This is a genomic window from Streptomyces sp. CA-243310 (genome assembly GCF_050936775.1).
In the GTDB taxonomy this organism is placed as follows: Bacteria; Actinomycetota; Actinomycetes; order Streptomycetales; family Streptomycetaceae; genus Streptomyces.
This window is the reverse complement of sequence record NZ_JBNJMF010000002.1, coordinates 2,573,409-2,595,938: the sequence shown is the minus strand read 5'-3', so window position 1 is coordinate 2,595,938 and position 22,530 is coordinate 2,573,409. Positions and strand designations below refer to the sequence as shown.

General features: G+C 72.8%; 17 protein-coding genes and 1 pseudogene. 4 read left to right on the top strand and 14 right to left on the bottom strand.

The window, feature by feature from the left end; translation table 11 throughout:
- Nucleotides 1–174: 174 nt before the first annotated feature.
- From ettA to ACQEVM_RS29285, 3 genes are read left to right on the top strand one after another with little or no spacing between them, the layout of a single operon-like run.
- The gene (gene ettA, locus ACQEVM_RS29295; protein WP_361786460.1) at nt 175–1,839 is read left to right on the top strand and encodes an energy-dependent translational throttle protein EttA; all 1,665 of its coding nucleotides are present in this window, start codon (nt 175–177) and stop codon (nt 1,837–1,839) included.
- Between the two features lie 11 nt (nt 1,840–1,850).
- A complete protein-coding gene (locus ACQEVM_RS29290; RefSeq protein ID WP_433083928.1) occupies nt 1,851–2,324 on the top strand; it encodes an acyl-CoA thioesterase in 474 nt (157 codons plus the stop codon).
- A complete protein-coding gene (locus tag ACQEVM_RS29285) occupies nt 2,321–3,043 on the top strand; it encodes a hypothetical protein (RefSeq protein ID WP_433083926.1) in 723 nt (240 codons plus the stop codon). The genes ACQEVM_RS29290 and ACQEVM_RS29285 overlap by 4 nt, the downstream gene beginning before the upstream one ends.
- Nucleotides 3,044–3,142: 99 nt before the next feature.
- Here the strand turns inward: ACQEVM_RS29285 and ACQEVM_RS29280 are convergent, their stop codons facing one another.
- The gene (locus ACQEVM_RS29280) at nt 3,143–3,547 is read right to left on the bottom strand and encodes a globin (RefSeq protein ID WP_433083924.1); all 405 of its coding nucleotides are present in this window, start codon (nt 3,545–3,547) and stop codon (nt 3,143–3,145) included.
- Between the two features lie 148 nt (nt 3,548–3,695).
- On the opposite strand from ACQEVM_RS29280, the gene ACQEVM_RS29275 reads away from it, so the two are divergent.
- Nucleotides 3,696–4,685, top strand: a complete 990-nt coding sequence (locus ACQEVM_RS29275) for a methyltransferase domain-containing protein (RefSeq protein ID WP_433083922.1) — start codon at nt 3,696–3,698, stop codon at nt 4,683–4,685.
- On the opposite strand, the gene ACQEVM_RS29270 is transcribed toward ACQEVM_RS29275, so the two are convergent.
- The 13 genes and pseudogenes from ACQEVM_RS29270 to ACQEVM_RS29210 form a co-directional block, all read right to left on the bottom strand.
- Nucleotides 4,682–5,845, bottom strand: a complete 1,164-nt coding sequence (locus ACQEVM_RS29270) for an FHA domain-containing protein (RefSeq protein WP_433083920.1) — start codon at nt 5,843–5,845, stop codon at nt 4,682–4,684. The two genes, ACQEVM_RS29275 and ACQEVM_RS29270, sit on opposite strands and share 4 nt — an antisense overlap.
- 46 nt (nt 5,846–5,891) lie before the next feature.
- Nucleotides 5,892–7,220 (bottom strand): VWA domain-containing protein, encoded by a 1,329-nt coding sequence (locus ACQEVM_RS29265; RefSeq protein ID WP_433083918.1) that lies wholly within the window; start codon nt 7,218–7,220, stop codon nt 5,892–5,894.
- Nucleotides 7,221–7,252: 32 nt separating this feature from the next.
- Nucleotides 7,253–8,758, bottom strand: a complete 1,506-nt coding sequence (locus tag ACQEVM_RS29260) for a protein phosphatase 2C domain-containing protein (RefSeq protein WP_433083916.1) — start codon at nt 8,756–8,758, stop codon at nt 7,253–7,255.
- A gap of 75 nt (nt 8,759–8,833) precedes the next feature.
- Nucleotides 8,834–11,619, bottom strand: a pseudogene (locus ACQEVM_RS29255) (tetratricopeptide repeat protein).
- Entirely contained in the window at nt 11,616–12,992 is a 1,377-nt protein-coding gene (locus ACQEVM_RS29250; protein ID WP_433085447.1) for a hypothetical protein, read from the bottom strand. Before ACQEVM_RS29250 ends, ACQEVM_RS29255 begins: the two are co-directional and overlap by 4 nt.
- A gap of 26 nt (nt 12,993–13,018) precedes the next feature.
- Nucleotides 13,019–14,101, bottom strand: coding sequence for a glutamate ABC transporter substrate-binding protein (locus ACQEVM_RS29245; protein WP_433083914.1), 1,083 nt, complete (start codon nt 14,099–14,101; stop codon nt 13,019–13,021).
- A 5-nt stretch (nt 14,102–14,106) separates the two neighbouring features.
- On the bottom strand, nt 14,107–15,513 hold the full coding sequence (locus tag ACQEVM_RS29240) for a hypothetical protein (protein ID WP_433083912.1): 1,407 nt from the start codon (nt 15,511–15,513) through the stop codon (nt 14,107–14,109).
- A 241-nt stretch (nt 15,514–15,754) separates the two neighbouring features.
- Nucleotides 15,755–16,765, bottom strand: coding sequence for an N-acetylglucosamine kinase (locus ACQEVM_RS29235; protein ID WP_433083910.1), 1,011 nt, complete (start codon nt 16,763–16,765; stop codon nt 15,755–15,757).
- Nucleotides 16,756–18,021, bottom strand: coding sequence for a 6-phospho-beta-glucosidase (locus ACQEVM_RS29230; RefSeq protein ID WP_433083908.1), 1,266 nt, complete (start codon nt 18,019–18,021; stop codon nt 16,756–16,758). Before ACQEVM_RS29230 ends, ACQEVM_RS29235 begins: the two co-directional genes overlap by 10 nt.
- Nucleotides 18,022–18,026: 5 nt before the next feature.
- A complete protein-coding gene (locus ACQEVM_RS29225; protein WP_433083906.1) occupies nt 18,027–18,881 on the bottom strand; it encodes a carbohydrate ABC transporter permease in 855 nt (284 codons plus the stop codon).
- Between the two features lies 1 nt (nt 18,882).
- Nucleotides 18,883–19,824, bottom strand: a complete 942-nt coding sequence (locus ACQEVM_RS29220; protein ID WP_433083904.1) for a carbohydrate ABC transporter permease — start codon at nt 19,822–19,824, stop codon at nt 18,883–18,885.
- Nucleotides 19,825–19,829: 5 nt separating this feature from the next.
- Nucleotides 19,830–21,164: an ABC transporter substrate-binding protein gene (locus ACQEVM_RS29215; protein ID WP_433083902.1), complete on the bottom strand. Its 1,335-nt coding sequence runs from the start codon at nt 21,162–21,164 to the stop codon at nt 19,830–19,832.
- Nucleotides 21,165–21,230: 66 nt separating this feature from the next.
- Entirely contained in the window at nt 21,231–22,448 is a 1,218-nt protein-coding gene (locus ACQEVM_RS29210; RefSeq protein ID WP_433083900.1) for an ROK family protein, read from the bottom strand.
- Nucleotides 22,449–22,530 lie beyond the last annotated feature (82 nt).

Sequence of the window (22,530 nt, the reverse complement as noted above, 5' to 3'; positions counted from 1 at the left end):
GTCGGGGGTGGCCCAGGGACGGCCACTGGCGACCAGTGACGACCACGACCCTGCGTGTCGCGTGGCGTGGGAGCGCAGCTCAGGGGCCCCGACCATACGCGTTTCCCCCGACGTGTGGACGCCTGGCAAGATGGGGTGTATCTGCCCACCCATCGATCTGCCGGACGGTTTCTCTTGGCTGAGTTCATCTACACCATGCGCAAGACGCGCAAGGCGCACGGCGACAAGGTGATTCTTGATGACGTCACCCTGAACTTCCTGCCCGGCGCGAAGATCGGTGTGGTCGGCCCGAACGGCGCCGGTAAGTCCACCGTTCTGAAGATCATGGCGGGCCTGGAGCAGCCGTCCAACGGCGAGGCGTACCTCTCGCCCGGCTTCACCGTCGGCATCCTGATGCAGGAGCCCAAGCTCGACGAGTCGAAGACCGTCCTGGAGAACGTCCAGGACGGCGCAGCCGACACCATGAAGAAGCTGCACCGCTTCAACGAGGTCGCCGAGCTGATGGCGACCGACTACACGGACGCGCTCCTCGACGAGATGGGCAAGCTCCAGGAAGACCTGGACCACTCCAACGCCTGGGACCTCGACGCCCAGCTGGAGCAGGCCATGGACGCCCTGGGCTGCCCGCCCGGCGACTGGCCCGTCACCAACCTCTCCGGTGGCGAGAAGCGCCGCGTGGCGCTGTGCAAGCTGCTGATCGAGGCCCCGGACCTGCTCCTTCTCGACGAGCCCACCAACCACCTCGACGCCGAGTCGGTGAACTGGCTGGAGCAGCACCTTTCGCAGTACAAGGGTTGCGTCATCGCCGTGACCCACGACCGGTACTTCCTGAACAACGTCGCCGAGTGGATCCTCGAACTCGACCGCGGCCGCGCCATCGCCTACGAGGGCAACTACTCCACCTACCTGGAGAAGAAGGCCACCCGCCTCAAGGTCGAGGGCCGCAAGGACGAGAAGCGCCAGAAGCGCCTCAAGGAAGAGCTGGAGTGGGTCCGCTCCAACGCCAAGGGCCGTCAGACCAAGTCCAAGGCCCGTCTCGCCCGCTACGAGGAGATGGCGGCCGAAGCGGACAAGATGCGCAAGCTGGACTTCGAGGAGATCCAGATCCCGCCGGGCCCGCGTCTGGGTTCGATCGTGGTCGAGGTCAACAACCTCTCCAAGGCCTTCGGTGACAAGGTCCTCATCGACGACCTGTCGTTCACGCTGCCCCGCAACGGCATCGTCGGCATCATCGGCCCCAACGGCGCCGGCAAGACCACGCTGTTCAAGATGATCCAGGGCCTGGAGACGCCGGACTCCGGCGCCATCAAGGTCGGCGACACCGTCAAGATCAGCTACGTCGACCAGAGCCGCGCCAACATCGACCCGAAGAAGACCCTCTGGGCCGTCGTGTCGGACGAGCTGGACTACATCAACGTGGGCCAGGTCGAGATGCCGTCCCGCGCGTACGTCAGCGCCTTCGGCTTCAAGGGCCCGGACCAGCAGAAGCCCGCGGGCGTCCTGTCCGGTGGTGAGCGCAACCGTCTCAACCTGGCGCTGACGCTCAAGGAGGGCGGCAACCTGCTGCTCCTCGACGAGCCCACCAACGACCTCGACGTCGAGACCCTGTCCTCGCTGGAGAACGCGCTCCTCGAATTCCCGGGCGCGGCCGTGGTCATCTCCCACGACCGCTGGTTCCTGGACCGGGTCGCGACCCACATCCTCGCCTACGAGGGTGACTCCAAGTGGTACTGGTTCGAGGGCAACTTCGAGTCGTACGAGAAGAACAAGGTCGAGCGTCTCGGTGCGGACGCGACCCGTCCGCACCGCGCCACCTACAAGAAGCTGACCCGAGGCTGAGGTCGAGGACCATGGCCAGACACCACTACAGGTGCCCCCTCCGCTGGGCGGACATGGACGCCTTCGGGCACGTCAACAACGTCGTCTTCCTCCGCTACCTGGAGGAGGCGCGCATCGACTTCATGTTCCGCCTGGCGCCCGGGGAGGGCAGTGAGTCCTTCACGGGCGGGTCCGTCGTGGCCCGTCACGAGATCGACTACAAGCTGCCCCTCGTGCACCGGCACGAGCCGGTGCTGATCGAGTCCTGGGTGACCCGGATAGGCGCCGCGTCCCTGACCATCCGCTACGAGGTCAAGGACGAGGCGACCGACTCCACGCCCGAGACGGTCTACGTGCGCGCCGAGACCGTGGTCGTCCCGTACGACCTCGCCGCGGCCCGTCCCCGCCGCATCACGGCCGAGGAGCGGAGCTTCCTGGAGGAGTACCTGGACGAGCCCCGCGACGGCAAGCGCGCCAAGGGCTCGGAAGGGCGCATCGCGGCATGAACGACCGGTTGCACTGCGCCGACTCCGGGGAGGCGGCGGACCTCGCCGCCTTCCTGGGCCGGCTGGTGCACTACGACCGCGCCGCCGCGGTCCGCCTGCAGGCGCGGGCGGGCGGCGGCGCGCTCGCCGTTTTCGGGCGTCCGCCGTCCTTCGAGGTACTGGCCGTCCGCACGGTGCGCCTCGCCGGGCCCGTCGGGACGCCCCTGGACCTGACGGTGTCCGCCGGTGAGCTGCTGGAATCGGTGGACGAGGACGCCGCGAGCATCGTCGTGCCCGACCCGGTCACCGGGCCGCCCTGGGCGGGCGTACTGCCTCCGCGCGGCGGCTGGGAGTCGGTGGCGGGCCTGCCGGGCCCCGAGGCGATGCGGGCCGTCGTGGCGGGCGCCGTCGCCGAGTTCCGGGCCCGGGACGAGGCCCTGCCCCCGCAGCACCGCACCCGGTCCGAGCGCGACCGCATCGGCCGCGAGATCTGGTCCCGCACGCTGGGGGACACCGAACTTCCGCTGCGCGCCGTGCACGCCGCGCAGTCCCTGGGCTTCCTGCGGCCGGTACGGGCCTCCGTGCCCGCCGGTCCCGCCGGGCCGCCCGCGGCCCCCGCACCGGTGGCGCTGCTGGCATCGGGGGGATGGCTGCGGCTGCGCACCCCCTACGGGTCCGTCGCCATGCGCCGTCCCGGCGGGACCGGGGGCCTCGGCGCCCTGCTGGTCCGGCCCGTCTGACGCCGCCGCACAGGTTCCGGTCGGCCTTCCGCTTTCCGCCTCACACGGTCGCGGTCGGCCTCGCGTCAGGCCTCCGCCGCAGGCTCGCGGTCGGCCGCCTCAGCCCGCCGTGTTGATCATCGATGCGGCCGCGTACGTCAGGTACCGCCACAGCTGCGCCTCGTGCTCCGGCGCCAGGCCCAGCTCGTCCACCGCCACCCGCATGTGAGCCAGCCACGCGTCGTGCGCGGCCGCGTCCACCTGGAACGGCGCGTGCCGCATCCGCAGGCGCGGGTGGCCGCGGTTCTCGCTGTAGGTGTTCGGACCGCCCCAGTACTGAATGAGGAACAGCGCGAACCGTTCCTCGGCCGGGCCCAGGTCCTCCTCCGGGTACATCGGGCGCAGCAGCGGGTCTTCCGCGACACCCTGGTAGAACCGGTGGACCAGGCGCCGGAAGGTGGCCTCGCCGCCCACCAGCTCGTAGAAGGTCTGCTCCTGGACCGTGCCCTGCGGATCGTCATTCACCAGACCATCGTCTCAGACGACCGGACCGAGGACCGGGGACCTAGGACCCTCCCCGCCGAGCCCGGCACCCCGCTCGCCACGCCGCGACGCGCGGGGACGCGCCCGACCACCGTTCGCCTTCGTCCCCGCCGGGCAGCACAGTGGAGACATGGGCGCAGACACCGAAGCACGCGACCTGCGCGAGACCGCGCACGCGGCCCAGGTCAAGGAGCTGATCGCGGCCGGGGCCTTGGACGACCCCGACTGGCGGGAGGCCTTCGCGGCGGTGCCCCGGCACGTCTTCGTCCCGTACTTCTGGACCGGTCGTGGAGCCGGACACGAGCGGCTCTGGGCCGAGGACCCGGACCCGGGGCGGCGCGCCCGCTGGCTGCGCGGCGTGTACACGGACACCCCGCTCGCCACCCGGCTGCGCGACGGCGAGCTGGTGTCCTCCAGCAGCCAGCCCTCCCTGATGGCGAGGATGCTGGAGGCGCTGGAGGTCCGGGACGGGAACAACGTGCTGGAGATCGGCGCGGGCACCGGCTACAACGCGGCCCTGCTCTGCCACCGGCTCGGCGAGGACCTGGTCACCACGGTGGACCTGGACGAGGAGATCACCGAGTCGGCGCGCGCGCACCTGGCGCGGCTCGGCCTGCACCCCACCGTCGTCACCGGCGACGGGGCACGCGGCTGCCCCTCCCGCGCCCCCTTCGACCGGATCCTGGTCACCTGCACGCTGCCGCTGATCCCGCACACCTGGCCGGCCCAGTGCCGGCCCGGGGCGCGCATCCTGGCCCCGCTGTCGACCGGGCTGATCGCGCTCACCGTCCGGGACGCGGACTTCGCGGAGGGCCGGTTCCTGCACACCTCCGCGTACTTCGTGCCGCTGCGCGGGGCGGGCGCGGCCCCGCACGCCCCCTCCCTGCCCCGGCACGGCCTCCCGTACGAGCTGGTGGACAACGAGCGGTTCCAGTTCCTGCTGATCCTGACCGAGGGCGCCCTGCACCCCCGGGAGGCCCTTGACCTGTGGCGTCGCGAGGGCCGCCCGGCGCGCGAGCGGTTCGGCGTCACGCTCACCCCGGAAGGGCAGTGGTCGTGGCTCGACGACCCCCAGGGCCCGTACGTGTGGCCGCTGGGGGAGGTCGGGACGACCGCCTAACCCCGACGGACGGTGATCGTGGTCCAGGCGCCCACGTGGACCTGGTCGCCGTCGCCGAGGGGGATCGGGACGTACGGCTGGATCGGTTCCTCACCGCCGTTGATGGTGGTGCCGTTGGTGGAGTTCTGGTCCACCACCGCCCAATTCCCGTCCGGCTGTTGGACGAGCACCGCGTGCTGGTGGGAGACGCCCGGGTCCTCGGGGGGCACCGAGAGGTCGATGTTCGGGGACTCGCCCGAGGAGGCGCGCCGCCGGCCGATGGTGATCTGACCGCCGGAGAGCGCGAGATGCTGCTCGGGCGAGTACGCGGGCATGTTCAACCCGGCCGCCTCGGGGCCGCTGCGCTGCATCATCGCCATGAAGTACGAGCGGTCGGGGCCGATCGTCGCGCTCCAGGCGCCGCCCAGGGACGGGGCTTGGTTCTGGGATCCGTAGTGCTGCTGCTGGTGATGCTGCTGCGCCTGATGCTGCGGGACCTGCTGTTGCTGATGCTGTGCGTGCTGCTGGTACTCCTGCTGCGCATGCTGCCCCTGCGACTGCTGTGCCTGCGGAGACTGCTGGTACTCCTGCTGCGGCGGAGGCTGCTGCTGATAGTGCGGCTGCTGGTACTCCTGCTGGAGGGGTTGCTGCACGGGCTGCTGCTGGTGCGACTGCTGCTGGTGCGAGGGCTGTTGGTGTCCCTGCTGCCCGTGTCCCTGCCGGCCGTGTCCCTGCTGCTCGTGCGAGGGGGGCGGCAGCAGCCAGTCGTCCTCGCGCTGGAGCGGCTCGGCCGGCCGGTTGACCCGGGACGGCCGCGAGCCCTGGTAGTCGAAGTGGTCCTGCGAGAAGGTCGGCGGGGCCTGCGGCGGCGGGGGCGGCGGGGTGCCCACGCTCCCGGTGCCCGCGGCCGGGCCCGACTCCTGGGCGAGCGGCGTGTACGAAGTCGCCGAACGCGTCAGGAAGTTGTACCGGCACTCCTCGCAGAACGGGGCCATGGCCTCGCGCGGCGTCCGGCACTGCGGGCACAGCTCCGCCTGCGCGGTCGGCTCACCGGCCGTGGGAGGGTAGCCGTAGCCGTAGGAAGGCGCCGCGGGGGCGCTCGTGGCGGCAGCCATGCGGTGGCCGCAGACCTCGCACCAGTCCTCGGAGGCGGACTGGTGCCCGTTCGGGCAGGTCGGCATGGCTACGCTTCCCCCTTCTCCCTGCGTCATCGCTGCAGGTCTCTTCTCAGGTCTTCTTCACTCGGACGGTCTGCGTCGAACGCGTTTCAAGGGTCATCTCGTCGGCATCGGCGACCTTCGCTTTCAGCCGCACAGTACCTGCCGCCGCATCCACGACATCCACCACCTTCGCCAGCAGTTTGGCAGTGTCCGCGTTGCCGGACGCGCTCGCCAGTTGTACCGCGCGTCCGAGTTTGGCCGTCGCACCATCGACATCACCCAGTTTGCGGGCTTCCAAACCTTGTTGGATGGCCTGGGCCAGCTCCGCCTGCCCGGTGTAGTGCGCCACCTGCGGACTGATCGCCGTGGAAGCGACGAGGTCGTCGGTCCACACCGCCCGCACCAGACCCTGGGCGAGGACGGTCGGCGCCCCGCCCGCCGTGTCCGGCACGATCAGCGTCGCGCGGGCCGCCAGCATCTCCTGCCCGACGGCCGCGCCCGGGACCCGGACGCACACGTGGTACTCGCGGGACTCGTCGCCCCACGAACCCGTCGGGTAGTCGCCGGCCCGAGGGCCGGCCTCGGTACGGCGGTCGGTCAGGTCCTGGACGGTCGGCGCGACCTGCTTCACGTACTGGATCTCCACGCCGACCGGGGTCCACAGGCGCAGGGCGACGTCCGCGACCTCCTTGCCCATGGCGTTCTCCATCATGCGCGTGAAGTCCTCGGTGAGGTGCGCGGGATCGGCGACGATGTCGGCGCTGCCGAGCAGCGCGCTCGCGATGCCGGTCACCTCCTTCACCTCCCAGTCGGTGCCCACACCGCGCGCGTCGCAGGTGAAGCGACCCGCGCAGGCTTCGAGGGTGGCGCGCAACACGGCCGGTTCCTCGTGCTCGTTGCGCCCGTCGGTGAGCAGGATCCCGTGCCGGATCGTGGCCCGGGACTGCCGCAGCAGCCCGTCGGCCAGCCGCAGCCAGGTCCCGATGGCGGTGCCGCCGCCCGAACCGAGGCCGCGCAGCGACTCCTTGGCCTGCGCGCGGGTCACCGCGTCGGCCGTGGCCAGCCGCCCCTGACCGGGATAGACCTCCTTGGCCACGTGCGTGCCGGCGATCACCGCGAAGCTGGTGCCGTCGCGCAGGGTGTCGATCGCGGCGGCCGTGGCCTCGCGGGCACCGCGCATCTTGTCCGGCGGGTACTCCATGGACCCGGAACAGTCCACCATGATCACGACCGCGGCCCCGCCGGGAGCGGGGACGGCGGCCCGGGTGGCGGTGGCCCCGCCGCTGGAGGTGACCGTGACGATGGCGTGGACGTCGCGGCCGCCCTCCGGAAGGAACTCGTTCTGGTACACCTCCACGCTGAAGCGCGGGGCGCTCGGCTTGGCGAAGTTCGCCATCGATGGGACTCCCTCGGAGGATCGGTCGAAGATCAGGCCTGCGCGCGCGGATCCGCTTCCGCTCGCGGTTCCGGTCGTGCCGCCGGCGGTGCGTCCGGCAGGGCCGAGAACGGCACGACGGCCACGGTGACGTTGTCGTGGCCGCCCCCGTCGAGGGCGTGTCCCACCAGCACCTGTGCGCTGTGCAGCGGCCGGACCGCCGCGTCCCGCGGCAGGATCCGGGCCAGATCCCTGGCGGACTCGGCGTAGTTCCACAGCCCGTCGGTGCAGACCACGACCACACCCGGGTGGTCGGGCTTGAAACTGGCGGTGTGCGGTTCGAGGTCGTACGCGTCCGCGCCGAGCCAGCCGGTGATGGCGTGGGCACGGGCGTCGGCGTACGCCTCGGCCTCGCCCATCAGGCCGGCCGCGACCATCTGGGCCGCCCAGGAGTCGTCCTCGGTGAGCCGCCGGGGGAGCGCGGCCCGGTCGTCGGGAACCCAGTACGCGCGGCTGTCGCCGACCCAGCCGATGGTGAGCAGGCCACCGCTGACGACGGCGCCGACCAGGGTGCAGGCGGGGGCGTTCTGGGCGCCGGGCACCTCCGGGGCCAGTGCGTTCACCGCGGCGGCAGCGGCCAGGATCGCCTCGTGCATGGCCTCCACGGGGTGCGCGCCCCGGGGGAGCGCCTCCAGCAGCGCCTCGTTGGCGGCGCCGGCGGCGGCGGCCGAGGCCTCGTCGGGGCGGCTGGCGGAGGAGACACCGTCACAGACGATCGCCACGGTGGCCGCGGAACCGTCGGGAAGCGCCGTCGCGGCCACCGCGAAGGAGTCCTCGTTGCGGTGGTGGCGCAGCCCGCGGTCGCTGACCGCGGCGACGCTGCCGAGCTCCTCCTCCAGGTGGTCGCGCTCGCGGGGCTGGGCGTGGCCGCAGTGCTCGCAGTACCCGTCGGTGTCCACCCGGCCGGCGCGGCAGGCCACGCAGGTCTTGCCGGCGTCGCCCCCTGAGGGGCCGACGGGAGCGCCCGCGCCCGAGACGGCGGCGGGCGCCGGGACGGGCGGGTCGTACCGCTCGCCCGCGTCGCCGAAGCCGTGCGGGGCGGGACCGGCCGGTGCCTCGTGGCCCGGGTCGGATGCCCCGCCCTGGTGTCCGACGGGGGGCTCGGGGTGCCCGGCGGGCGGTTCGGCGGCCCCCCAGGGAGCGCCCTCGGGGGGCGCGGCGGCGACGCCGTACGACGCGCCGCGACCGTCCGAAGGGCCCTGCGCGGCGGCGTGGCTCGGTTGTTGCTCCGGGGACGAGCCGTACGGAGCCCCACCCGGGGCCCACGGTGCGTCGGGAGTCGACTGGGCCGGTGCGCCGGTCCAGCCGGCCGGGTCCCCGACGAGGGTCGGGGCGGCGCCCGCGACGCTGCCCCAGCCCGGCGCGGGCGCGCCGGCCGGATACCCGGCGGCGCCGCGACCCGCGCCGGCGTTGCCCGGCGGCGGTTCGGGCGCGTTGATCGGGAGGGTCGGGTCGGGATCCGCAGACGCGGTTGGGGAAGAGAGGGCGTATCCGCACACGCCGCAGAAACGGTCCCCCTCTTCCAGGGGCTCAGCGCAGCTGGGGCAGCCCGACGGCCGATGCATCGACATCAATCACACCCACGTCCGGGGACGGAAACGGTTTGCCCGCTCCACCAGTTCGATCCTCTCCTCGCCCCGCTGCGCCAGCCGAGCGAGGACGCGGTACGAGCGCTCCAAGCCGAAGCGCAGCCCCCGCTCGTCCAGTTGACTGCCGAGCAACGAGGTCCGACCGGGGTCTGCACCCCGGCCACCCGACAGTACCCAGTCCAGCGCCGACCCCAGAACCTCGGTCGACAGCCGTTCGTGCCGTTCGGCGTCGAGCCCGAACCGCGCCAACGCCTCGACCTGCGCGGCAGCCGCCGTCAGGTCGGGCAGCAGCGCCTCCTCAGGGGAGCGGTCGCGCAGGCGTGCCCGTACGGCCGCCACCCGGGCGGCGGTGTGGTGGATCGACGTCTCCGGCACGGATTCCAGGGTGCGTACCGCCCCGGCCCGGTCGCCGGCGGCCAACTGGACCCGGGCCAACCCGAAGGCCGCGCTGACGAAACCGGGATCGGTGATCCACACCAGCCGGTAGTACTCGGCGGCGTTGTCCAACTGGCCCAGGACCTCCGCGCACAGACCCAGGGCCAGCTTCGGCGCCGGCTCGCCCGGGGGAAGGCGTCGTAGATCGCGTCGAAGGACAGGGCGGCGGTCTCGTCGTCCCCGATCGCCAGTGAGGCGATGCCGCGCGTCCACACCACCCGCCAGTCGTCCGGATGCCGCACTTCCAGTTCGAGCAGGGCCTGTCCGGCCACGGCCAACTCGCCCAGTTCGAGCCGGGCCCGCAGCTCTCGCAGCCGCAACTCGGCCGAGTCGGCGGGCGCCGCACCCAGCGCGCCGAGCAGGTCGGCGGGAGCGGAGGCGAGCAGACCGGTCAGGAACCCGGCGTTGGGGTCGGCCGGGTCCACCAACGGCACCGGCAGGGCCAGCGCCGCGCTGCGGGTGTCCAGGGTCGCGAGGCCGACGCCGGCGTGCAGCGGCCCGTGGGCCTGCCGGGGCGCCGGCGCGGACAGGAGGGTCGGGCCGGGGGCGGGCGCGACCGGGGCGACCGCCTGCCGGGGCAGGAGCGGCGCCGCGGCCGACACGTGCGTGGCGGTGGTCCCCAGGGCGGCCGCCGGGGCCGCGGGAGCGCCCCCGGCGAACACGGGCGCCACCGGCCCGGACCCCATCGGTACCGACCCCATCGGTACCGGTCCCGTCGGCGCGGCCACCGGCGCGGGCGGTGCGGCGGCGACCGGCACCGGCGCGGTCCGCGCGGATCGCCCGGCGCGGCCCTTCGACGCGGTGGAGCGCGCCCCCAGCCGGGACACCTCCGCCCCCGCCTCGTCCGCGAACAACCGGTTGTCGGGGACGTGCAGTTCCGGCCCGAACAGGGTGGACAACTGAGGCCGGGGCCTGCCCGTCTGCAACGCCACGACCTCGCGCAGCACCCCGGTCAGCTGATCCGCCATCTCCTGCGCGGAGGCGAACCGCCGACCGGGATCGGGGTCGGTGGCCCGTACCAGCAGCCGGTAGAAGGACTCGTACCGCCCGAAGACCTCGATGTGCTCGGGATCGGGCAGGGAGTCCACGAACACGTTCGTGTAGCCCTGGAAGTCGAAGGTCAGCACGGCCAGCGTGCGCGCCACCGTGTACAGGTCGGAGGCCACCGACGGGCCCGTCTCCGCGACCTCCGGGGCCTGGTAGCCCACCGTGCCGTAGATGGCCGACTCGTCGTCGTCCATCCGGCGGACCGCGCCCATGTCGATGAGCTTCAGCTGGTCCTGCTGCTGGATCGCGTTGTCGACCTTGAAGTCGCAGTACAGGAGGTTCCTGCTGTGCAGGTGGCCGAGCGCCTCCAGCGCCTCGATCCCGTACGCGCAGGCCTGTTCCACCGGCAGCGGATCGCGTCTGCCGTCCGGCCGGCGGCGCTCGTTGGCGATCTCCTTCAGCGACTTGCCGCCGACGTACTCCATGACGATGTACCCGTCCAGCGAACCCGTCCGCTGGTCCAGGTGCTCCACGAAGTTGTAGATCCGCACGATGTTGGAGTGCTCGATCTCCGCGAGGAAGCGCCGCTCGGAGATCGCCGCCTCCATCGCGTCCTGGTCGCCGGTGTCCAGCAGGCCCTTCAGGACGACCCAGCGGTCCGACACCGCCCGGTCCACCGCCAGGTACACCCAGCCGAGACCGCCGTGCGCGAGACAGCCCGCGACCTCGTACTGGCCGCGCACCACGTCGCCGGCGCGCAGCTTGGGCACGAAGGAGTACGGGTGACCGCACTTGGTGCAGAACCCTTCCGTCCGGCCCGGCCGCTCGCCGCGCGCGCGGCCCACCGGGGCCCCGCAGTCCGAGCGGGAGCAGAACCGCTTGCGCTCCGGGACCTCCGGGTTCTCCAGCACCGCCGCCGAGGGATCCGGACGGGGCACCTCCGGTACGTTCACCAGCCCGGCCCCGAGCCTGCCGCGTCCGGAGACCGAGGGCGCCGAGCCCGAACTGCGCACCGAAACCGAGCGGGTGGAGGCGGCCCCCGACAAGGACCGCGACAGCCGCCCGGACACCGAACGCCGCGAGGAAGAGGACCGGGAGGACCGGGAGGAGCGCGCGGACGCCGAGGAGCCCGAACGCTCCGAGCCCCGAGAGCCCGCGGACCCCCGCGAGTCACCGTGGCGCGCCGCGCTCGTCATCCCCGTCGGCGGCGAGACCAGCTCCTCCGCGCCCGCCGCGACGGAGCCGATCGGCGCCAGCCCGCAGGTGTCGCAGTACAACTCGCCGCCACCCATGTCCTCGTACGCCCCCGGGCAGCCGGGGCGACCGCACGCGGTTCCGCTCGGGCTCATGCGTCATCCTTCCCCGGCCGGTGGGGCCAGTGTTCATCGGGCCGGTCCGCGGGTGGCGGCGGCGGTGCGTACGGCGGCGGCGGTGGGGCGTACGGGGGCGGCGGCGGGGCCGAGGATTCGGCCGCCGCCCACTGGTAGCGCAGCACGGCCTCCTCGGCGGCCCGCAGATCGCAGGGAGCGCTCCACAACATCCGCCGGGCCGTGTCGTACCGCTCGATGAGCAGCGGATCCTCCGCCATCCCGAGCCGGGCCGCCACCTTCGCCTTGTACGCGTCCAGCCGGCCGCGCAGCTCCGCCCGCACCGCGAGCGGGGCCGTCACGGCGGTCAACGACTCACGCGCCCTGCGCAGTTCCTCGTCGGCCCGTTCCTCCAGCGACTCCAGCAGGGGCGACAACCGGTGCCACTGCGACTGCCGCCGGTACTCGGCCGCCGCGGCCAACTGCTCCTGCAGGGCGGTCGGCGGCCCGCTGACCGCGGGCACCTCCGACGCCGCGATCTTCGCCAGCACCTCGCCGCGCGCCGTCCGGGCCTCGGCCAGCGTCCGGTCGGCCCGCGAGAGCACGTCCCGCAGGCTGATCAGCCGCTGCTCGGAGTCCTGCCGCACGTCGAGGACCGCCTCGATCTCCCGGCGTACGTCGTCCAGGGCGCGGGCCGCCCGGTCGTAGCGCCCGGTGTCCGGACGGCCGCCGCCCGGGGCGGAACTCCCCGCGGCGGCCGACCAGAACGCCAGCGGATCCGCGATCACCCGCGCGCGCAGCTCCGTCAGCTCCGCGGTGATCTCCTCCAGGTCGTCCCCCGAAGGGTGCTCGCCCGGCCGGATGCCCACCGAGCGCGCCAGGGAACGCGTCCGGTGCAGCTCGGCGGCGAGCAGGTCGATCCGCGCGGGCAGCGCCGACCAGACCGCGTCGGCGGCGACCACCACGTCCAGGGACGACGCGTACAACCCGTTCATCCGGGCCACCAGCTCCGCCAGCGAGAGCCGCTCGGCGAGCGCGGCGCCCTCCACCCCGGCGCCGGCGATCAGCACGCCCGGCCCGCGCAGCCGCTCCGTCAACTCGACCAGGTCCTCGCGGCTCGGCCGGCGGCGCCGTTCGCGGATCTCCCGGGCGGCGCGCAGTGCCCCGCTGTAGGCGTCGAAGAGCGTCCACAACCGGGTGATCGCCGCGTCGGCGGCGGTCCACCGCTCCTTCGTGACCCCGGTGAGCGCGGCGCCCTCCAGCAGTCGCCGCCCGGAGTGGTCCTGGAGGGCCAGCAGGGAGGTCTCGATTGCCTCGTGTTCCGCGCCGAGACGGCTCAGCGCGCGGTCCACGTCGTCCCCGTCCATGACCGCCGGAGCCTCCTGCGGACGACCCGGTCCGACCACACCGCTCATGTAGGGCTCTGCCTCCGTCACGGGCCTCAGCCGTCCCGGTACTTGGGCGCGGGCGGGGCGGTCACCTTGGGCAGCACGGCCTCAAGGTGCTTGCGGTAGGACTGCATCCAGGGGCTGCCGTCGCCGCCCGCGCGGTAGTCCTCCAGCACCTTGTTGACCCGGCGCACCAGATCGGAGGCGTCCTTGTTCATCGCGATGCCGTAGAACTCCCGGGTGAACGGGGAACCGACCAGCTGCACCGACGGGTCCTGCGCGGCCTGGCCGGCGGCCAGGGCGTTGTCCGTGATGATGCCGTCCACCTCGCCGAGCTGGAGGCGCACCAGGCAGTCCAGCTGGTTCGACACGGACACGGACCGCGACCCGTACGACCGGGACTTGAGCGCGGCCTCGGCGGTGGAACCGGTCGCCGTGCAGATCCGGCGGCCGTTCAGGGAGGTGTCGTACCCGGTGATCGGCGAACCCTTGGGAGCCAGGACCTGCTGACCGGCCTCGAAGTACGCCGTCGAGAAGGCGACGTCCTCCAGCCGCTTGCAGTTGATCGTCATGGTCCGCACGACGACGTCGACGCGGTTCTCCTGGAGGGCCGGCACGCGCTGGCTGGTGGGGATGGCCCGGTAGATCACCGCGTTCTCGTCGCCAAGGATGTCCTTGGCGATGGCCTTCACCAGCGCGATGTCGAAACCGTCGAGGTGGCCGTCGGGATTGCGGTAGCCCCATTTGAAGCTGTTCTGGTCGACGCCCGCGACGAGCTTGCCCGCCTGCCGGATCCGCTCGATGGTCGGGCCGTCGACGCCGGACGGGCGCAGGCTGGCCTCCGGGTCCTGGCAGGTGTCGGTCGGGCCCGCCGGCGCGATGGCCATCGTGGCGGGTGGGCGGGCCGAGCCGGAACCGCCGGTGTCCGGCGTGGCGTGGGCCAGCGGCAGCAGCACGGCGACGGCCGTCACCGCGCAGGCGGCGGCCATGGCGCTGACCCCGCCCCAGCCGCGCAGGCGGCGCGTCACCCGCCGCAGGCCGCCCGCCCCGGGGACGCCGTCGGCGCCGGTCAGGCCGCCCGCCCCGGCCTCGCCGTCCGCGCCGTGCCCCTGGTCGCGCCCCGCTCGTATCCGCATCGATCTCACCTGTACTCCGAAAGCCTGCGACCGATGCCGAGCAGTGCCGCCGCCGCGCCGACGACCGCCAGGGCCGCCGCTCCCGTCGTCAGCCCGCCCAGCGCCCCGAGTCCGCCCCGGGCCGCCCGAGTGAATTCCTGCTGCTCGTGGACCACGGCCTGCTCCAGGGAGGCGTCCACGGTGTCGAAGGAGGCCCCGCTGCTGTCCTTGTGGTCCTTGTCGCCGACCACCTGGACCAGCGCGAGGTCGTAGTCGCCCCGCATGTCGCTCTCCCGGGCCGACGCGTGCCGCTGCTTCCACTGCGTCACACCGGCGACGGCCTTGGAGACCGGTTCCTCGCCGCTGTCGTCGTCGGCCAGCCGCAGCGCCGCCGACAGCCGAACGTCCAGTTCCTTCATGTTCTTCGCGTAGTCCACGTCGTACTTGTCGGACTTCTTGTCCTCGGCCAGCACCGCGCCCCGCGCGACCAGCGTCAGGTTCTCGTTGGCCCGCGCCTGGAGGGAGGCGATCCGCGCGTCGTTGAGGACCCTGAGGGACTCCTGCCCGTCCGACCGGGCCTCGCTCAGCCCCGACCGCGCGACCGTGGTCCCGACGACGAGCCACAGGAGCACCACGACCGAGGCGGCCGTCGCCGCGACGAGGCCGTGGTTGAAGACCCGGTTGGTGCGCCGGTAGTGGCGTCGCTGCGCCCATGCCAGGGCGCCGATGCCGAGCAGACCCGCGCCGATCGAGGCGAGCGGCCAGGAGCGGGCGTCGTCGTAGTCCGTGTAGAGGCGACCCGTCTCCGCCTCGTAGAGCCGTTGGGCCGCCGGCAACAGAACGGTGCTCATGCGCTCGTTGGCGTACCGCAGGTAGGCGCCGCCGAGCGGCAGTCCCTGCCGGTTCGTGGCCCGGGCCTGTTCGATCAGCCCGGTGTAGCGGGGCAACTCCTCGCCGAGGAGCGCCATCTCCTTGCGGGACTCCCCGCCGGCGCCGGTGTTGGCCGCCGCGTTCACCAGCAGTCGGGAGGCGTTGGCGATGTCCTTCTCGTACCTCTGGCGGACCTCGCGGGGTTCCTGGGCGCCGGCGAGGAAGCCGCTGGAGGAGGCCGTGTCCGCGTCCGCGAGCGAGCGGTAGATGTTCGCCGCGTCCGCGCTGAGCGGCTGACTGTGGCCCACCACGTCGTCGGCGGCGGTGGCCCGGTCGGAGATCTCCCACACGGTGACCGCGCCGAACAGCACGACCAGGGCGGCCAGCACGGCCCCGATGATCCGCAGCCGGCCCGGTTCGGTGGTCGCGGCCTCGCGCAGCAGGTCCACGCCCTCGGCCCAGGCCGTTCCCCGCCCGGGCGGTTCCGGCGTTCCCGCGGGCGGCCCGGCGGGCGGTGCGGAGACACCGCCGCCGGGCGCGGGCGCGCGTGATGTGATGGCCACCGTGACCTCCCCCTCGGTCCTGAATTTCCCCCAGCCACCGCTGGAAGGTACCCCCGTCGCAGCAGTATGGACGTAGTGGAGGTCAACCACAGCACCCGGTGTCGGCTCTCGGGTGATACGTCCCGAGCCCGCCCCCGGAGTCGTCGCCGGGCCCCCCGCCGCGCCGCTCCCGCCACCCCTTCACCGTGTATACGTCCACACGACCGCCACGGTTCCAGACGGGACGCCCCCCGGGGCCGGTTCACCCGAAATGGGCACGGAGTTTTTCACGGGCCCCGGCAGGCGCGCCCAGCGCGTCCAGCCCCAGCAGCCCCGCCCCCAGCACCGGCGGAGCCACGATCACCGACATCCGGGCCAGCGGGGCCCGTTCGGCGAGCCCCGCCTCGATCCGCCCGTTGAGCCGCGGATGCCCGGCCGCGAGCACACTGCCGCCCAGTACGACGGGAGCCTCCTCGCCCAGCAGGTCGAGGCGCGCCAACGCCACCGAGGCCATCGCCACCACCTCGTCCGCCTGCCGGTCCACGATCGCCGCCGCGACCGGATCGCCCGCGGCGGCCACCGCGAACAGCACCGGAACCAGTTCGTGCGTCCGCGTCCGGGGCGCCCCGCCCAGGTGCAGGGCCTCGATCAGCTCGTACATGGAGCCCAGCCCGAAGTGCCCGGGCAGGGCCCGCGCCAGCTCCGTCGGACCGCCCCGGCCGTCCTCGGCCCGGGCCGCCCACCACAGGGCCTCCTCGGCGAGGCCGCCCCCGCCGCCCCAGTCGCCGGAGATCCGGCCGACCGCCGGGAACCGCGCGGTCCGCCCGTCGGGCAGCATCCCCACGCAGTTGATGCCGGCCCCGCACACCACCGCGACCCCGCGCGGCGGCCCGCCGTCCGGGAGTCCCGCCCGCAGGATGGCGAAGGTGTCGTTGCGCACCTCGGTCGCCGCGCCCCAGCCGCGCGCGGCGAGCGCGTCCGCCAGTCGGCGTTCCTCGACCGGCAGGTCGGCGTTGGCCAGGCAGGCCGAGACCTGTGCGGCGTACGGGGCGCCCGGCCGCAGCCGGGGCAGCCCGGCGGCCTCGGCGGCCTCCGCGACGGCCCGACCGAGCACGTCCACGGCCGGTTCGACCCCCACCCGGGGTGGTTGGAAGCCCCCCGACCGTCCGGTGCCGAGGACCGTGCCGTCCACGCCGATCAGCGCCACGTCTGTCTTGCTGTTGCCCGCGTCGACGGCCAGGACCGCCGCCGGGCCGGGCCGGCTCACGCCCATGCCAGGTGCTCCTTGTTGTGCGCGAGCAGCCGGTCGGTCAGCCCCTCGGCGAGGTCGAACTGTCCTACCAGGGGGTGTGCGAGCAGCGCACGGAAGACCCGTTCGCGTCCTCCGTGCAGGGCCGCGTCCAGCGCGAGGTCCTCGTACGCCGTGACGTGCGAGATCAGCCCGGCGTACAGCGGGTCCGGGCGCGACACGGCCAGCGGCACCGGCCCCGAGCCGTCGACGCGGGCCTGTACCTCGATGACCGCGTCGTCCGCGAGGAACGGCAGGGTCCCGTTGTTGCGGGTGTTGACCACCTGCACGGACGGGCCGCCGCCGCCCAGCAGCGCCGCCGCCAGGTCCACGGCCGCCTCCGAGTAGAAGGCCCCGCCCCGCTTGGCCAGCAGCGCCGGCTTCTCGTCCAGCGCCGGGTCCGCGTACAGCGCCAGCAGTTCCTTCTCCATCGCGGCGACCTCGGCGGCCCGCGAGGGCTTCTCGCCCAGCTCCCGGACCACCTCGTCGTGGGCGTAGAAGTAGCGCAGGTAGTACGAGGGGACCACGCCGAGCCGGTCCAGCACCGCGCGCGGCAGGCGCAGGTCGGCGGCGACGGCGTCCCCGTGCTCGGCGAGCAGCCCCGGCAGCACGTCCGTGCCCTCGGGACCGCCGAGGCGTACGGCGGTCTCCCAGGTCAGGTGGTTGAGCCCGACGTGGTCGAGGTGGATCTCGGCGGGGGCCACGTCCAGCAGCGCCGCGAACTTCCGCTGGAAGCCGATGGCGACGTTGCACAGCCCGACCGCCTTGTGCCCGGACTTCAACAGGGCGCGCGTGACGATGCCGACCGGGTTGGTGAAGTCGATGATCCAGGCGTCCGGGTTGGCGCGCCGCACCCGCTCGGCGATGTCGAGGACCACCGGGACCGTGCGCAGCGCCTTGGCGAGCCCGCCCGCGCCGGTCGTCTCCTGGCCGACGCAGCCGCACTCCAGCGGCCAGGTCTCGTCCCGGAGACGGGCGGCCTGGCCGCCGATCCGCAGTTGGATCAGCACCGCGTCGGCGTCGGCCACGCCCGCGTCGAGGTCGGAGGTGGTGGTGATCAGCCCCGGGTGGTCCTGGCGGGCGAAGATGCGCCGGGCGAGAGCGCCGATCAGCTCCAGCCGTTCGGCGGCCGGGTCGATCAGGACCAGTTCGCGGACGGGGAGGGTGTCGCGCAGCCGCGCGAAGCCGTCGATCAGCTCGGGGGTGTAGGTGGAACCGCCGCCCACCACTGCGAGTTTCATCGTGTCTAGCCCTTCACTCCGGTCAGGGTGACTCCCTCGACGAACGCCTTCTGGGCGAGGAAGAAGAGGACGATCACCGGGGCCATGACCAGTACGGTCGCGGCCATGGTCAGGTTCCAGTTGGTGTGGTGCGCGCCCTTGAAGGACTCCAGGCCGTAACTGAGCGTCCAGGCGGCCGGATTGTCGGAGGCGTAGATCTGGGGGCCGAAGTAGTCGTTCCATGCGTAGAAGAACTGGAACAGGGCGACGGCCGCGATCCCCGGTCTGGCCATCGGCAGGACCACGCGCAGCAGTGTCCGCACCTCGCCGCAGCCGTCGACGCGGGCCGCGTCCAGGTACTCGTCGGGGATGGTCAACAGGAACTGGCGGAGCAGGAAGATCGAGAAGGCGTCGCCGAACGCCATCGGGACGATCAGCGGCCACAGGGTCCCGGACAGGTCCAACTGCTTGGCCCAGAAGAGGTACATGGGGATGACCACCACCTGCGGCGGCAGCATCATCATGGCGATCACGAGCAGCAGCGACAGTCGCCGGCCGCGGAAGCGGAACTTGGCGAGCGCGTAGGCGACGGGCACCGAGGACACCACGGTCAGCAGTGTGCCGAGTCCGGCGTACAACAGCGTGTTGCGCCACCAGGTCAGGAATCCCGGGGTGTTCCAGACCTGGACGTAGTTGTCCCACTCCCAGGTGCGCGGCCACAGGTCGCGGGTCAGCGCCTGCTGGTCGCTCATCAGCGAGGTGAGGAAGAGGAAGACGAAGGGGAGGACGAAGAACAGGGCGGCGGCCACGCCCAGGGAGTGCACCGCGACCCAGTGCAGCAGCGGCTTGCGGCCCCGGGGGAGCACGGTCGAGTCGGCCATGTCAGTCACCGGATCCGATCAGTCCGCCACGGCGGCGCATGAGGAGCGCGGTGAAGGCCATGGAGAGGGCGAAGAGGACCAGCGCGACCACGGACGCGCTCCCGTAGTCGAAGCGCTGGAAGCCGACGTTGTAGACGACCTGCGGCAGCGTCAGCGTGGACCGGTCGGGGTAGCCCGGTTCGAACTGCTGCCCCGAGCCGCCGATGACGCCCGCCGCGACCTTCCCGGCCACCAGCGGCTGGGTGTAGTACTGCATGGCCTGGATGACCCCGGTGACCACCGCGAACAGGATGATCGGCGAGATGTTCGGCAGGGTGATGTGTCGGAACCGGGCCCAGGCACCGGCCCCGTCCAGTTCGGCGGCCTCGTACTGCTCCCTCGGTACGTCGAGCAGTGCGGCCATGAAGATCACCATCAGGTCGCCCACGCCCCACACGGCGAGCACGGTCAGCGCGGGCTTGGACCAGTCGGCGTCGGTGAACCAGCCGGGCGTGGGCAGCCCCACCGAGTCCAGCAGCACGTTGGCCGGCCCGGTCCCCGGGTTGAGCAGGAAGACGAAGGCCAGGGTCGCGGCCACCGGCGGGGCCAGGTAGGGCAGGTAGAACAGGGTCCGGAAGATCCCTGCGCCCGTCTTGATCCGCGTGATGAGCAGGCCGACGCCGAGGCCGAAGACGACCCGGCAGCTCACCATCACCACGACCAGCCAGAGCGTGTTGCGCATCGCGGGCCAGAACAGCGGATAGTCCGAGAACACGTACGCCCAGTTGTCGAGGCCGTTGAAGACGGGCGGACGGAAGCCGTCGTACCGGGTGAAGGAGAAGTACACGGTGGACAGCAACGGGTAGGCGAAGAACACCGCGAACCCGATCAGCCAGGGCGACATGAAGGCGGCGGTGCGCAGTCGCGCCCCGCGGCGCTTCGCCCGCAAGGTGTGCGTGGCCATCGGGGCTACTTGGCCTTCGCGATGTCGGTGTCGATCTGCCGGTCGGTCGCGGCGAGACCGGCCGCGATGTCGGGCACGTCGCCCTTCTCGACCCGGTACGCGAACTCCTGGAAGGTCAGTTGGTAGGTGCCGCCGTCGGCCTGGGCCGGCGTGGTGCCCGACCGGGGGTGCCGGGCGATGTCGATGAAGGTCCGGAACTCGGGGGTCACCCGGAGCCGCGGGGACTCCAGCGCGGCCAGCGTGGAGGGCACGTTGTGGATGGCGTTGGCGAAGTCCACCACCGCGTCGGTGTCGGTGGTCATGTACTTCACCAGTTCCCAGGCGGCGTTCTGCTTCCTGCTCGCCGCGGAGATGCCCATCACGGTGCCGGAGACGTAGCCCTTGCCGTACTCCGCGAGGCGGTCGTCCGGGACGGGCAGCGGCGCCGTCCCGATCTCGAACGTCACCCCGGCCTCCTTGGCCATCGCGGGGCGCCACTCGCCGTCGACCTGCATGGCGACCTGGCCCCGGTGGAAGGGGTGTTCGGCGCTCCACTCGTCACCGAAGGTGCTGCGGAAGCGCTCCAGCCTCTCGTACCCGCCCAGCTTGGCGACCAGGTCCTTCTGTGCGGTCAGCATCTGCGCGAAGCCCGGGTCCTGGGCCAGGTTCGACTTGCCCCGCGCGTCGAACCAGCTCGGGCTCCACTGCGCGGCCAGCCGCATGGGGGTGGTCTCGTAGCCGTGGAAGGTCGGCATGACGCCGACCCGGTCGTAGGTGTCCCCGCGGGCCACCGTCAGCTTCCGCGCGACCTCGACGAACTCGCTCCACGTCTTGGGGGGTGCGGTGATCCCGGCGGCGGCGAAGGCGGTCTTGTTGTAGACGAGGCCGTACGCGTCGTTCAGCAGCGGCAGGGTGCACTGGTTGTCGTTGAAGCGGGTGTACTCCAGCAGGGTCTTGGGGAAGACCTTCGTCTTGTCGATGCCCGACGTGGCGAGGAAGGGGTTCAGGTCCGCGAAGGCGCCGGAGTTGCAGAACTTGCCGACGCTGTCGGTGGTGAAGGAGGAGACCACGTCGGGGGCCTTCTCCCCGCCCGCGCGCAACGCCTGGTTGATCTTGTCGTCGGTCATGTTGCCCGTGATCCGGACCTTGATGTTGGGGTGCGCCCGCCGGAAGCGGCCGACGTTGTCCTCGATGGCCTTCACCTCGCCGGGCGCGGACCAGCCGTGCCAGAAGTTGAGCGTGACCTCGGCCTTCGGGTCGTCCGCGGCGGCGGATCCGCCCTGGCCCGTACAGGCGGCCGCGAGTACGGATATCGCCGCGAGGAGGGCGGCTGAGAGGGTCGGTCGTCCGGTTCTGGGCATGGCGGGGCTCGCTCTCTGCGTGAGGGAACTTCCGTGAGGGGTGCCGTGGTGGTGCGGGAGGGGGTGTCAGCTCAGGGGCTGCTGAAGGGGCCGACGGGAGGTGTCGAAGACCTCGCCGCGGGTCGCGGCCAAGGCGCTCTCCAACGCGCCCCGCAGAACGGGCCGCTCGCGCACCTCGCCGGCGACCAGGCGGGGGCGGGAGGGGGCCAGTTCGGCGAGTTCGGTCTCCAGCAGGGCGTGCAGCGGTGCGCCGCCCGCGCCGATCAGGGCCCCCGACAGGACCACGATCTCCGGGTCGAGCACGGAGACCAGCGAGGCCAGGCCCGTCGCGAGGACGGTGGCGTACGAGCGGAGGAAGCCCAGGTGCACGCCCTCGGGCTCGGCGGCGGCGCGCTCCAACAGCGCGACGCCGACGGCGACCTCCGGGCCGGTCGGGACCTCGATGCCCAGCTCGGCGGCGAGCCGGGGCAGCACCTGTACGCCCGCCAGTTCCTGGTAGCCGCCGGTGTTGGCGCGGGCGACCTGCCGGACCAGGGGGTGTCCGGGCACGGGGAGGAAGCCGACCTCGCCGGCGCCGCCCGTCCAACCGCGGTGCAGACGGCCGCCGAGCACCAGGGCGGCGCCCAGGCCCTCCTCGTTCCACAGCAGGACGAAGTCCTCGTGGCCGCGGGCGGCGCCGAGCCGCTGTTCGGCGACGGCGGCCAGGTTCACGTCGTTCTCGTACTCGACGGGCATGGGCAGCGCCGCCGCCAGCTCGTCGAGGAGGGTGGGGGAGTGCCAGCCGGGGAGGTGGCTGGCGTACCGCAGCCGGCCGGTCTGCGGGTCGAACGCGCCCGGGGTGGCGATGACGAGGCGGTGCAGGTCGCAGCGCTGGAGCCCGGCGGCCTTGACGGCCTCGCCGAGCGCCTCGGTGACCTGGTCGACGGCGCCGGTGCCCTCGGAGTGGGGGAGCTCGAAGCTGCCGACCACCGCGCCGGTCAGATCGGCCACGGCCGCGACGATCCGTCCGGGGGTGACGTCCAGTCCGCCGACGTGGGCGGCCCGGGCGTTGAGCGTGTACAGCTGGGCGCTCGGGCCGGGGCGGCCTCCGTCGGTGCCGGTGGCCACGACCAGCCCGGCCTCCTCCAGTCGGGCCAGCAGTTGGGAGGCGGTCGGCTTGGACAGCCCGGTCAGCCGGCCGATCCGGGTCCGCGACAGGGGGCCGTGCGTCAGCAGCAGCTCCAGGGCGGCGCGGTCGTTCATGGCGCGCAACAGGCTGGGCGTACCGGGGGTGGCGGCGGGCATGGAGCGTCTCTCCCTCACCGAGATGAACTGTTAGGTAAGTTTCCTATCACCGTTCGAGCCCTGTCAATGGCGCCGCCCCGCA